This window comes from Bradyrhizobium sediminis (assembly GCF_018736105.1).
GTDB lineage: Bacteria > Pseudomonadota > Alphaproteobacteria > Rhizobiales > Xanthobacteraceae > Bradyrhizobium.
The window spans coordinates 4294807-4306025 of record NZ_CP076135.1; the positions used below are offsets into that span (position 1 = coordinate 4294807).

Sequence of the window (11219 nt, forward strand, 5' to 3'; positions counted from 1 at the left end):
AGGATAAGTTCAACGCGGTGCGGCGACGTGGTAGTTGATCTTTCACCCTCCCCTGGAGGGCAAGAGGAACTTTGGGCGGGACTGGAATGCAAAATGCGCCGCTGATCGCCTTTGCGCATGTCGGCAAGAACTTTGCCGGCGGCCGCGGCGGCGAGCCGGTTCGGGCGGTCGACGACGTCTCGCTCAAGGTCGCCGCGGGCGAATTCCTCGCCATCGTCGGCGGCTCCGGCTCGGGCAAGACCACGCTGCTGCGGCTGGCGAACCGGCTGATCGACGCCGACGCGGGCACCATCACAGTCGAGGGCGAGGATATCAGCAGCGTCGATCCGATCCAGTTGCGCCGCCGCATCGGCTATGTGTTCCAGAGCGGCGGGCTGTTCCCGCATCTCAGCGTCGCCGGCAATATCGGCATCACGCCCAAGCTACAGGGCACGCCGGCGGCGGAGATTGCCGCGCGGGTGGATGAACTGCTCGATCTGGTGCGGCTCGACCGCAGGCTCTACCGCGACCGCTTTCCGCATGAACTGTCGGGCGGCCAGCGCCAGCGCGTCGGCGTCGCCCGCGCTTTGGCGGCGAAACCGCGGATCGTGCTGATGGACGAGCCGTTCGGCGCGCTCGATCCCCTCACCCGCGACGCGCTCGGCGAGGATTTTCGCGACCTGCACCGGAAGCTTGGGCTCACCACGGTCATGATCACCCACGACATGACCGAGGCGATCCTGCTCGCAGACCGTATCGCGGTGATGCGCGCCGGAAGGCTGCTGGCGCAGGGCACGCCGGCGCAACTTTCCGCCAGCGGCGACGCTTACGTCGGCGAATTGCTGCGCACGCCGCGGCGGCAGGCCGAACGGCTCAACGTGCTGCTGCCGCGGGACGGCGCGGCATGAGCACGTTCTCCGACCCACGCTGGAGCGAGGCGCTGGCGCACCTGCCGGATTATCTCGGCAACCATGTGCGCGTTTCGGTCACGGCGCTGGCGCTCGGGCTTGCGGTCAGCCTGCCGCTGGCGATTGCGGTACGCAATCGTCCAGTACCGCGCGGCGTGTTGCTCGGGCTTGCCTCCATCGTGCAGACCGTGCCGGGGCTGGCGCTGCTCGCGCTGTTCTATCCGCTGCTGCTGGCGCTGGCGGCCGTGTCGCTGTCGTGGCTCGGCGTCGGCTTTTCCGCCTTCGGCTTCCTCCCGGCGGTGCTGGCGCTGGCGCTCTATTCCATGCTGCCGGTGCTGCGCAACACCATCACCGGCCTGCAAAGCGTGGACCCTGCGATCCTCGAGGCAGCCCAGGGCGTCGGCATGACGCCGCGGCAGTCGCTGTTGCAGGTGGAATTGCCGCTGGCGCTGCCGGTGATAATGGCAGGGATCCGCACCGCGGCGGTCTGGGTGATCGGCACCGCGACGCTGTCGACCCCGATCGGGCAGACCAGCCTCGGCAATTACATCTTCGCCGGGCTGCAGACCCAGAACTGGGTGCTGGTGCTGTTCGGCTGCCTTTCCGCCGCGGTGCTGGCGCTGGCGGTCGATCAACTGCTGGCCCTGGTCGAGACCGGCATTCGCCGCCGCAGCCGCCTGCGCGCCGCGCTCGGCGGCATCGGCATCGCGGCGCTGGTCGCGTCGACGCTGGCGCCCTCGATGGCGCGCTCGCCGTCGGGCTACGTCGTCGGCGCCAAGACCTTTGCCGAGCAGTATGTGCTGTCGGCGCTGATGACGCAGCGGCTGCGGGCGGCGGGGCTGACCGCCGCCACCCGCGAGGGCCTCGGCTCCAACGTGATCTTCGACGCGCTGGCGTCGGGCGACATCGACGTCTATGTCGACTATTCCGGCACGCTGTGGGCCAATCAGTTTCACCGCACCGACAGCAAGCCGCGCCGGGCAATGCTCGCCGAACTGAAGACGATACTGGCGCAGCAGAACATCACGCTGTTGGGCGAACTCGGTTTCGAGAACGCCTATGCGCTGGTGATACCCCGGAAGCGCGCCGAAGCGCTCGGCATCCGCTCGATCGCCGATCTCGCCTCGCGCGCGCCGACGCTGTCGATTGCGGCGGATTATGAATTCTTTTCGCGGCCGGAATGGGCGAGCCTGCAAAAGGCCTACGGGCTCGGCTTTCGCGCGCAGCGGCAGATGCAGCCGGATTTCATGTATGCCGCAGTCGCCTCCGGCGAGGTCGACGTGATCGCGGGCTATACCAGCGACGGGCTGATCGCGAAATACGATCTGGCGGTGCTCGACGATCCCAGGGGCGCAATTCCGCCTTACGACGCGATCGTGCTGCTGGCGCCGAAGCGTGCGTCCGATCAGCGCCTGCGCGCGGCGCTGGCCCCGCTGCTCGGCCGGATCGACATCTCGGCGATGCGCGAGGCCAATCTGCGCGCCGCCGGCGGCGACGGCGCGTCGTCTTCGGATGCGGTGGCGCGCTGGCTGTGGGACAAGACCGGGAAGTAGGGAAGGAATCGTAGGGTGGAAAAAGCTATCGGGGCGCGTGAATGCGCGGCCGATGGCGTGCCCACCATTCTTGACGGCGCATCAGGATGGGTGGGCACGGCGCGAAGGCGCGCCTTTGCCTAACGCTTGGGCTTATGGGTCCCTGCTTTCGCAGGAACGGCGGCGGCAGGCGCGACGGGAGGAGAGTTTGCCTCAATCGAGCTTCCGATCGTCGCGATCTGGGTCTGCTGGTTCACCGGCGACCCCGGTTTCGCGCGGTCCAAGAGCTGCTCCTCGCCGAGGCCGAGGGTCACCAGACGCTTGGACGAAACCTTGAAGGTGTTGACCAGCACGTCGCGGATCACGTCGGCCCGGCGCTGGCTCAGCGTCAGGTTGAAGTCGCGGCGGCCGCCCGAGGCGGTATGGCCGACGATCAGGAATTTGTATCCCAGCATCGACGGGTGGGTGAGCGTGTCGGCGATCCGCCCCAGCGTCCGGTAAGAATCGGGCCGCACCACCGCGGCGTCTTCATCGAACAAAATTTCGGCGACGAAGTGCGGCAGCTTGTTCAATTCGGGCGCCATCGGCGGCCGCTTGTTCGGGATCGGCTCCACCCTCGCCTTGATTCGTTCCGCCGCCTGTTTCTTCAATTCCGCCAGATCGAGCTCCGGCTCGGTCGCAAGGCCGCCGAGCTTCTTGATCCATTCTTCCGAAGTGCCGCCCGCCGGAGCCTGCGCCAGGGCCGGAAGCCCCGCAAAGCCGATCAGCGCGGCCAGGAGCAAGCCGATGCCGCCCCGGTTCTTGCTGCCCGATCGCATCAGCGATACCCCGCTTCGCCGAGGGACTTGCCGCAATTGATGCCGATGCCGCGCGGCCCCGCCAGCAGGCAGTCGACTGCAGCACCTCGGTCGCCCTTCTGGACCCCGGGACAAAGCTTGACGATGTCGCGCTCGCATAGCTTGAAGACGGCCAGACGCGCGGCGACGCGCTTCTGGATCTGATCGAAAGCCCGGCTATATTCGCTCTTGCACTGCGGCGTCAGAACATCCTGGTTGCGCAACAGACAATCCTTCATGCGCGTGGGGTCGAGATTGACGCCGCGGCAGTTGGCGTCGATGTCCCTGGCGCAGGCGGCGCCCAACAGCGCCGCCGAATCCTCGAATTTGATCGTCTCCGCCACCGCGGATGACGAAGCGGCAACGACAAGCACGGCAATGATGGTCAGGAGGCGGTTCATGGTTTCATCTCACATGAACCGGACGCCCCCGGTCAAGCCTCGAGGACCGGAAACCACCGATATAGCGAGGTGGCACCGCGACGCGGACGTCGGTCGCCCCCGCATTCTCAAGCGAACGCGGTCGCCAGGAAGGCGGCGAGGATGCCGCCGATCAGCAGATATTTCACCGCGTAATAGACGCGCTTGTTCCAGGCCTTCATCCGCTTGCCCACCAACCGCACGTGGTAGACGTAGCCGAAGATCTTGTTGAGCCAGCCGACGCGCTCGCCCTCTTCGTTCTGGGTGGCGCTCTCGTTGATGATGTGCTTGGAGACCCAGCGATTGACTGCGGTCATGGCGCGGGTGTGCAACGGACGTTCGATGTCGCAGAACAGGATGATGCGGTCGTCGCTGGTGGTGTTCTCGGCGTAGTGCAGATAGGTCTCGTCGAACAGCAGGCCCTTGCCCTCGTACCAGTAGTGAGGTTCGCCGTCGATGACGATCCGGCATTCGCCCGGCGATTTCGGCACCACCAGTCCCATGTGATAGCGCAGCGAGCCGGCATAGGGATCGCGGTGCTGCACCAGTTTGCCGCCGGGCGGCAGGCTCGCGAACATCGCGCCCTTGATGTTGGGGATCGCATTCAGGAATTCGACGGTCTTCGGGCAATTGGCGAGCGCCGACGGCAGCGGCGCGTCGTACCATTTCAGGTAAAACCGCTTCCAGCCGGTCCGGAAGAACGAGTTGAAACCCCAGTCGTTGTACTTGTCGGCGGCCTTGATCTGGCCCTGCGCGAACAGCACCAGCGCCTCGTCGCGGATCACTTCCCAATTGTCGCGCAAGAGCTTGAGTTCGGGGATCGACTGCTCGTCGAGGATGGGCCGGTTCGGCACCGCCGAGAACAGGTACATCAGCACATTGTAGGGCGCCATGATGGTGGAATGGTCGGTGAACTGCCGCCAGAACCCGAGCCGCACCTTGCCGCGGAAATGCACGGCCACGGCCGAGCCGAGGAAGGCCCAGACCACGAGAAATTGCGGCGCGAAAAGACGCATCAGCATGGCGAAAGACCCCGAAAAAACCGCCTCTACTGCGAAACGTTTAGCAGGTTTGTACGGCCACACTCAAGGCGTCCGGCCACCCGCTTCCGCCGGAACCCGGACGGCCGCCGCGCCCTACAATCCCCGCACCATGCCGGCGTCGATCAGCAACCGGTTGAACCGCCGGGCTTCCGCGCCGTCCTTGCAGGCATAGAACATGCCCTTGCAGCGCAGCATGATGCTCTTCTGCTCCTCGAACGACGGATCGAGCGGAATGCCGGCGGCTTCCTGGATCACCAGCGGCAGATAGGGCCCATCGACCGTATCCATGACGGCGGCGCTCTTGACCGGCTCGAAGTTGACAGCGTCGATGGCGTAATAGGTCGCGTAATAGCGCGGGTCGTAGGCGTTCAGCTTCTTGCCGACGCCGGCCTCGCCGAGACCGGGATCGAGCACGTGCGGCGAGAATTCCGGCTGGTGATCGCCGTAGCGCACGATCAGGAACGGCTGCGCCGGAAACTTCTTCTTCAGGTTCGCAATGAACGCGGTGTAGTCGCCGGCGCTCATGGCCTGGCGGCGGATGTATTCGTCGACCACCGGCTCGTTGCCGGGCCGCTTCCAGGACGGCGTCAGGTCCGGACGAAACCGGGTCTCCCAGGGAAAGTGATTGGCGGCGAGATAGACGAACATGAACAGCGGCTTGTTCGGCGCGTTGCCCGACATCAGCTGCAGCGCCTTGTCGTAGTAGAAGCTGTCGGGCTCGACGCCCTTGGCGCCGAGATCGCGCGCGTCATAGAAGCGCTGGATCCCGGTGGAGGTCTGAAAGCTGCGCGCGCTCATGAACGCGCCATAGGCCGGATACAGCGAAATCGTCTCGTAGCCGCAGCGGCGCAGCGCCAGCGGCAGGCCGCGCTCGACACGTCCCGACGCGATCCGGGTCACGAAATAGGAAAACCGGCCGAACGAGCGCGACGACAGCCCGGCGAGCACATTGTATTCGGTGAACCAGCTCGGGCCGCCATTGCTCTCGGCCAGGAATCTGCGCTCCTTGCCGTCGAACGACTTGAAGTGGCTGCCGTACCCCGCCGGCACCTTGATGCCCTTGGCCTGGCGGATGTCGAAACTGGACTCGTCGTGGATCATGAGGATGTGGGGCCGCCGCCCGGCGGGATGGCAGGAATCCACCAGCGGCACCTTGAGCCGCTCGGCGGCGACCGCATCCGATTCCATGAAGCCGTAATTGATGAAATCCGACACCGCGGTAACGCCGGAGCGGGCGAATTTGGACAGATAGCCGTCGTCGTAATAGCCGCGCCAGGCCTCATCCGGCCAGGCAAAGGAATACCCGACCAGCGCCGCCAGACATGTCAGCTTGCCGGCCAGGGCCGGCAGGCGGCGGATCCGGAACGGATCGAGCCACCACAATGCGTACATCAAAGGAAGGGTGACGACGGCCGCGCCGATCACGGACCAGCGCAGATTGGGGAAGATCGTAAACAGGAACGCTGCGGTATCGCGGTCGATCACCATCAGGTCGACGAAGTTCGCGGTCATCTGCACGATGTCGTGCTTGAGCCGCGACAGCAGGATCAACACCACGACCAGCGTCAGCGACAGCGCGCCCGACAGCGCCGGACGCCGCAACAACGCGATAAAGAAGAAGTTCAGGATTCCCCAGGCCAGCACGAAGCCCGTGCGCGAACCGAGATCGGTTTCGGTCTGCAGCATCAGGCCGATCGCCGCCAGATGCGGGGCGGCTACCGCCAGCAGCCGCCAGATTCCGACCGCGGCAACGCTGGCGGTGGCGACGGTGGCGATTGGACCTTGGTTTGGCGCGGGCGCCATGGGTTTGGGACGCGTTTACACCGGCACTGCCCTTGAGCCTTGGCTGGCGACGACCAGGAGACAGACGGCGCAGCCGGAACCTGCGACGTGTCATGAAAATGTAAGTGAAACGTCATGAACGCGCAATGAATTTGCCGCAGCCGGCGTGAGGCCGGGTGATTGCCCGGCCTCGAGGCAGCCGACGCGGCAAGCTCAGGCCGGCCGGGGACGCCGGGCGATGCCCTCGACGAAGAGGTCGAGGATCGCCTCGGCGGTCGCCGCCGCCTCGCCTTCCGCGATGCCCCAGCGCGGAAAGTGCCCGTCGATGTTCATGCGGGCAAAGCCGTAGACCAGAGCACGGCCGGCGACCTGGACCCGTTTCAGGTCGGGCGAGTTCAGCTGCCCGCTGGCGAAGGCTTCTGCCAGCGTGGCTTCGGCCAGGCCGATCAGTTCGGCATTGTCCCGGGACAGTCCGGCTGCCCTGTCGTGATTGAAATACCGGCCGCTCGAGATGATCTCGAAATGGGCCGGGTTACGCATCGCCCAGCGCAGATAAGCGAGCCCAAGGGCCCGAAACCGTGCCAGCGGGTCGCCCGCAGGCGCTTCGGCCAGCGCGGCGTCGATCTCGGCCCGGAAACGCCGCTGCGCCTCGGCGGCCACCGCCGCCATCAGGGCGTTGCGGCTGGGAAAATGCCGGAACGGCGCCCCCGGCGAAACGCCGGCGCGGCGGGCGGCCTCGCGCACGCTGACCGCCTCCGCGCCGCCCGCCTCGGCCAGTTCGAGCGCCGCCTCGACCAGCACGCGCTTGAGATCGCCATGGTGATAGGGCTTCGGCGGTTCAACCGGGCGGCGGGCGGGCCGGCGTTTCGGCTTGGCGGGGACAGGCATGGCGAGACATCTAGCATCACCCGATCGTGAATGTAAGCACTGCATACACGGATTGACGATGCCGGCGAGCGAAATGTAACTGATGATTACATTACGCCAACGGAGGAGCTCGCCATGTCGTCACGTCGCCAACACTGGTTCGAAGGCTGGCGGCTGTTCGCCGTGCTGGCGCTGATCCTCGCCGGGCTCTGCATCTGGATCGCGGGCATGCGGCAATTCGAGGTCGATGGCGTGCGCATGGTGATCCGCTTCACCGCACGGACATCGCTGTTGTTCTTCTGCCTGGCCTTCAGCGCCGCGGCGCTGGCGCGGCTGTGGCCCAATGCCTGGACGCGATGGCAGCGCCGCAACCGGCGCTATCTCGGCGTGACCTTCGCCGCATCCCACGGCATTCATGCGATCGCCATCGCCTGTTTCGCGATCATGGATCCCGCGGGCTATGCCGCCGCCACCTCGGCCGCCTCCTATATCTTCGGCGGCATCGGCTATGCCTGCATCATCGCAATGGCGGCGACGTCGTTCGACCGCAGCGCCGCGGCGATCGGCCCGCGGGCCTGGCGCATCCTGCATCTGACCGGCGGCTATTATTTGTGGTTTCAGTTCATGGTCTCGTTCGGCAAGCGGATTCCCGACATGCCGCCCTACGCGCTGTTCCTGCTCCCGCTGCTGGCGGTGATGGCGCTGCGGCTGATCGCGATGGCGCCGAAGCAAACGCCGCGGACCGTTCAGGCAGGCTAACGGCTGATGCCTTCGCTCACGCCGGCGGCATCAGCCCGAGACGCTTGGCGATGATCCGGTCGACCATGCGCTTCGGCAGCACGGCTGTGATCAGGTGCTGCATCGGATCCGGCGTGAGCTGGTACCGCACCTTGGGACTGGATGAGGTCAGCGCACCGGCTATCGCTTCCGCGATCTTTTCCGGCGGCAATCCGGTTTCGCCGAGCTGCAGCATGAATTTGCGGATCCGTTGCAGCGCCGGAAAGAACGGCGAGTTCCTGTAGACGGAAATATCGACCTCCTCGGCCTTGCTCCAGATCGGCGTCTTCACCGGGCCCGGTGCGACGATGATGACATCGATGCCGAACAGCATCATTTCGCGGCGCAGGCTTTCCGACAGCCCCTCGATCGCGTGCTTCGACGCCGCATAGGGCGCCGTCAGCGGCGCGCCGGCTCTGCCGGAGACCGAGCTGACCATCACGATCCGGCCCTTCGGGCCCTTCAGCGAGGGATCGGATCCGAGCAGCGGCCCGAAAGCCTGCGTGGCGATAACAGGCCCGATGACGTTGACATCCATCTGGCGGCGGAATTCGTCGACCGCCAGTTCAAGCACCGGCCCTGCGACCGCGATGCCGGCATTGTTGACGAGGCCGGTCAGCGTTTCGCCATTGAGCGCCGCGCGGACCTCGCGGGCGGCGGCCAGCACCTTGGCCTCGTCGGTCACGTCGAACAGCAGCGGCGTGAAATTCGCGCCGAATTCGCTTCCGAGGCGGTCGGCATCGGCCTGCTTGCGCACGCTGCCGAACACGTGAAACCCGCGATCGAGCAACAGCTTCGCGGTGGCCCAGCCGATGCCGGTGGACGCCCCGGTGATGACGACAGATTGCATGGATAGCTCCCTTTTGGTTCAGCGAGCCTTTGTGGCCCGCACGGAACACGGCACAATCGGCTGACGATGTTGGCTTTTCTGCTCTGCTCAGTATAGCCGGGCGATAAAGCCGGGCACCCAAATCTGAAACGGCCAACAAGAGCAATATTGATCACAATGTCGGGTTCGGACGTAGCAACAGACCTTCCCAAGGAAAGGAGAATTGGGGTCGCCTTGGGGGCGCGCGTACAATTTTGACCTGATGCGCGAAACCAAGAGATGACCGGGTAGTTAGGATCACACCCCAATGGAGAAAAATCCCATGCGCGTGTTTGTCCTCGCCACGATGTTACTCGCCTCGTCGAGCCTCTGCTCATCCGCCCAGGAGCAGGGAAAGGCGCCGGCTGCAACTCCGCAAGCCGGTACTCCGGCCCAGACTGACCAGAACTCCCAACCACAACGGGAACAACGAACCGGCCGCGACCAACCGAAGACTGACGACCGCGAGATGGGCCACTGCGGGATGATGCGTCGCGGCGACAGCGACCGCACGGGCGGTAACAACCGCGAGATGGGTCGTGGCTGGATGATGTGTCACGGCGACAGCAGCCGTATGGGTGATGACGACCGTGAGATGGGTCGTGGCGGGATGATACGTCGTGGCGACAGCTACCGTATGGGCCGTGAAGACCATGAAATGGGTCGTGGCGGAATGATGCATCGCGACCGTGAGACCAGCCGCGATCGCGACCCGGACCGCGGACGATATTCAGAGCGCGAAGATCGGGACCGGGACCGCGCGGAGCGAGATAAGGATAATCGCGGTTACTCCGATGGAGACCGAGCCCGGCGCCGCGTGAAAGTCTGCTTCGAGTACGACAATGGCGACGAGTATTGCCGTTACAGGCAATAAGCCGTCAAAGCTGTTTGTGCCAAGGCCTGTGACGGATAGGCAGCATCGATAACCTTCATGGCGCCACCAGCGGCGGGCTGGTCTTCTTCGCAGTGTCTACCAGTTGTAGTGCGTCCAACATTGGACAGACAGCAAATGGTCTCGGACGACGGAATTCCCGCGACAGCCGATTTCTTTCTTTGCTCCGCGCCGAAGATTGCAGCCATCTACTGAGCGGATCCAATCCTCGCGTACGGCGATCCAATCCAAACGTCCTAACCCGGGGCCGGCTCGCTCAGCTCCTGGCAGCTCTGTTCGAATTTTATGGTCGAGATTGGCCACTTTCCATCGTGGCCCTTGATCGAAATTCGCAGGCCATGAAGCTCGTCCAGCCAAACGCTCTGAACCATTCCGGCTTTTCCGTCGGTGAGAACGACGGCTTTGCCGACAAGCTCGGATTCCACCTCCCCGAACGCGGTGAGGATCGTCGATGCGCGGACTTTTGCAGTTGTCATGATGTTCCCAAGAGTCACGCGGGCGATTCAGCGGAAGATGTTGCATCTGAAAGGTGTGCAAGCCGTGACCGGGATGGGGCAACCGAGTGTCCGATATGCGACGCCGCCAGTTGTTCGGCCTGATCGGCGGCGCGGCGGCATGACCGCTCGCCGCGCAAGCGCAAGTTGGCGTGGCGCAGGGGCGCGACTTTCTCCGTCAACAGTTGCCGCCGTCAGGGACAAGGATGGCGATACCCGTCGAAGCCAAGATAGGTCCCGGAATACGGGTCGTAGGACCTGTAGCGTTGCGCACAATAGGCAACTGCGCCGCCGACGTAGGGAGGTGCGACGACGTAGGCCGGACCGTAATAGCCGGGGTAGCCGTAATAGCCGTAATAGCCGTAGGGCTGCGTTGCGCCAATAATCGCCCCGCCGATCAGTGCGCCGGCGATGCCAAGGCCAACGGCCGGGCCATAGCCGCGGCGATATCGTACGGTCTCCACCGATGTCTCCACCGTGTTTTGCAGCATCAGCGGCGATCCGATCGGCGCCGCCGTAGCAGGCGCGACAGCCCCCATTGATGCCACCGCCAGCGCGGCAAGAAGAACTCCAGACGATTTCTTCATTACAATCCTCCCGGGAATTGGCTCAGGGACAAGCCCTGCCGAATGCAATCCTTAGGCGCCAAAGGTCCAGTGCTATTGACCTAGCTCAACCGCAGATCGGAATCGGGCATTTTTGTAACCGCCGAACGCCGCGTGCGTCGGAGGGCTAAGGCCCCAGCGGCGCCGTCGCCGACCGGCGGGAGCATTGCGCACCCGAGCGCTGATCCGGCGAGGCCGGCTGCGATACCGCAGTCAG

At 64.9% G+C, this 11219-nt stretch carries 12 protein-coding genes; 4 read left to right on the top strand and 8 right to left on the bottom strand.

What is annotated here, in order from left to right:
• The first annotated feature begins 86 nt into the window (after positions 1–86).
• Together KMZ68_RS20515 and KMZ68_RS20520 are read left to right on the top strand one after the other, a co-directional pair.
• Positions 87–887 carry an ATP-binding cassette domain-containing protein gene (locus KMZ68_RS20515; RefSeq protein ID WP_215612982.1) on the top strand — a complete coding sequence of 267 codons (801 nt, stop codon included), beginning with the start codon at positions 87–89 and terminating at the stop codon, positions 885–887.
• Entirely contained in the window at positions 884–2440 is a 1557-nt protein-coding gene (locus KMZ68_RS20520) for a glycine betaine ABC transporter substrate-binding protein (RefSeq protein WP_215612983.1), read from the top strand. The genes KMZ68_RS20515 and KMZ68_RS20520 overlap by 4 nt, the downstream gene beginning before the upstream one ends.
• A gap of 119 nt (positions 2441–2559) precedes the next feature.
• Here the strand turns inward: KMZ68_RS20520 and KMZ68_RS20525 are convergent, their stop codons facing one another.
• From KMZ68_RS20525 to KMZ68_RS20545, 5 genes are all read right to left on the bottom strand, one after another.
• Entirely contained in the window at positions 2560–3237 is a 678-nt protein-coding gene (locus KMZ68_RS20525; RefSeq protein WP_215612984.1) for an OmpA family protein, read from the bottom strand.
• On the bottom strand, positions 3237–3656 hold the full coding sequence (locus tag KMZ68_RS20530; protein ID WP_215605472.1) for a hypothetical protein: 420 nt from the start codon (positions 3654–3656) through the stop codon (positions 3237–3239). Before KMZ68_RS20530 ends, KMZ68_RS20525 begins: the two co-directional genes overlap by 1 nt.
• Before the next feature lie 107 nt (positions 3657–3763).
• Positions 3764–4696 carry an aspartyl/asparaginyl beta-hydroxylase domain-containing protein gene (locus KMZ68_RS20535; protein WP_215612985.1) on the bottom strand — a complete coding sequence of 311 codons (933 nt, stop codon included), beginning with the start codon at positions 4694–4696 and terminating at the stop codon, positions 3764–3766.
• Between the two features lie 114 nt (positions 4697–4810).
• Positions 4811–6520 carry a sulfatase-like hydrolase/transferase gene (locus KMZ68_RS20540; protein WP_215612986.1) on the bottom strand — a complete coding sequence of 570 codons (1710 nt, stop codon included), beginning with the start codon at positions 6518–6520 and terminating at the stop codon, positions 4811–4813.
• Positions 6521–6712: 192 nt separating this feature from the next.
• Entirely contained in the window at positions 6713–7387 is a 675-nt protein-coding gene (locus KMZ68_RS20545; protein WP_215612987.1) for a TetR/AcrR family transcriptional regulator, read from the bottom strand.
• Between the two features lie 114 nt (positions 7388–7501).
• Here KMZ68_RS20545 and KMZ68_RS20550 point away from each other — a divergent pair, with 114 nt between their 5' ends.
• Complete coding sequence (locus tag KMZ68_RS20550; protein ID WP_215612988.1) at positions 7502–8125, top strand: ferric reductase-like transmembrane domain-containing protein; 624 nt, start codon at positions 7502–7504, stop codon at positions 8123–8125.
• Positions 8126–8141: 16 nt separating this feature from the next.
• Here KMZ68_RS20550 and KMZ68_RS20555 read toward each other — a convergent pair whose 3' ends face one another.
• Positions 8142–8993 carry an SDR family oxidoreductase gene (locus KMZ68_RS20555; RefSeq protein ID WP_215612989.1) on the bottom strand — a complete coding sequence of 284 codons (852 nt, stop codon included), beginning with the start codon at positions 8991–8993 and terminating at the stop codon, positions 8142–8144.
• A gap of 301 nt (positions 8994–9294) precedes the next feature.
• Here KMZ68_RS20555 and KMZ68_RS20560 point away from each other — a divergent pair, with 301 nt between their 5' ends.
• The gene (locus tag KMZ68_RS20560; RefSeq protein WP_215612990.1) at positions 9295–9885 is read left to right on the top strand and encodes a hypothetical protein; all 591 of its coding nucleotides are present in this window, start codon (positions 9295–9297) and stop codon (positions 9883–9885) included.
• Between the two features lie 254 nt (positions 9886–10139).
• Here the strand turns inward: KMZ68_RS20560 and KMZ68_RS20565 are convergent, their stop codons facing one another.
• Together KMZ68_RS20565 and KMZ68_RS20570 are read right to left on the bottom strand one after the other, a co-directional pair.
• On the bottom strand, positions 10140–10379 hold the full coding sequence (locus KMZ68_RS20565) for a PRC-barrel domain-containing protein (RefSeq protein ID WP_215612991.1): 240 nt from the start codon (positions 10377–10379) through the stop codon (positions 10140–10142).
• A gap of 212 nt (positions 10380–10591) precedes the next feature.
• Positions 10592–10984, bottom strand: a complete 393-nt coding sequence (locus tag KMZ68_RS20570) for a BA14K family protein (protein WP_215612992.1) — start codon at positions 10982–10984, stop codon at positions 10592–10594.
• Positions 10985–11219 lie beyond the last annotated feature (235 nt).

What these genes read in the sequence shown, in the direction of transcription:
- KMZ68_RS20550 (WP_215612988.1), top strand. Translation starts at nt 7,502, where the DNA reads ATGTCGTCACGTCGCCAACACTGGTTCGAAGGCTGGCGGCTGTTCGCC.
- KMZ68_RS20570 (WP_215612992.1), bottom strand. Translation starts at nt 10,984, where the DNA reads ATGAAGAAATCGTCTGGAGTTCTTCTTGCCGCGCTGGCGGTGGCATCA.
- KMZ68_RS20520 (WP_215612983.1), top strand. Translation starts at nt 884, where the DNA reads ATGAGCACGTTCTCCGACCCACGCTGGAGCGAGGCGCTGGCGCACCTG.
- KMZ68_RS20540 (WP_215612986.1), bottom strand. Translation starts at nt 6,520, where the DNA reads ATGGCGCCCGCGCCAAACCAAGGTCCAATCGCCACCGTCGCCACCGCC.
- KMZ68_RS20525 (WP_215612984.1), bottom strand. Translation starts at nt 3,237, where the DNA reads ATGCGATCGGGCAGCAAGAACCGGGGCGGCATCGGCTTGCTCCTGGCC.
- KMZ68_RS20545 (WP_215612987.1), bottom strand. Translation starts at nt 7,387, where the DNA reads ATGCCTGTCCCCGCCAAGCCGAAACGCCGGCCCGCCCGCCGCCCGGTT.
- KMZ68_RS20565 (WP_215612991.1), bottom strand. Translation starts at nt 10,379, where the DNA reads ATGACAACTGCAAAAGTCCGCGCATCGACGATCCTCACCGCGTTCGGG.
- KMZ68_RS20555 (WP_215612989.1), bottom strand. Translation starts at nt 8,993, where the DNA reads ATGCAATCTGTCGTCATCACCGGGGCGTCCACCGGCATCGGCTGGGCC.
- KMZ68_RS20515 (WP_215612982.1), top strand. Translation starts at nt 87, where the DNA reads ATGCAAAATGCGCCGCTGATCGCCTTTGCGCATGTCGGCAAGAACTTT.
- KMZ68_RS20535 (WP_215612985.1), bottom strand. Translation starts at nt 4,696, where the DNA reads ATGCTGATGCGTCTTTTCGCGCCGCAATTTCTCGTGGTCTGGGCCTTC.
- KMZ68_RS20530 (WP_215605472.1), bottom strand. Translation starts at nt 3,656, where the DNA reads ATGAACCGCCTCCTGACCATCATTGCCGTGCTTGTCGTTGCCGCTTCG.
- KMZ68_RS20560 (WP_215612990.1), top strand. Translation starts at nt 9,295, where the DNA reads ATGCGCGTGTTTGTCCTCGCCACGATGTTACTCGCCTCGTCGAGCCTC.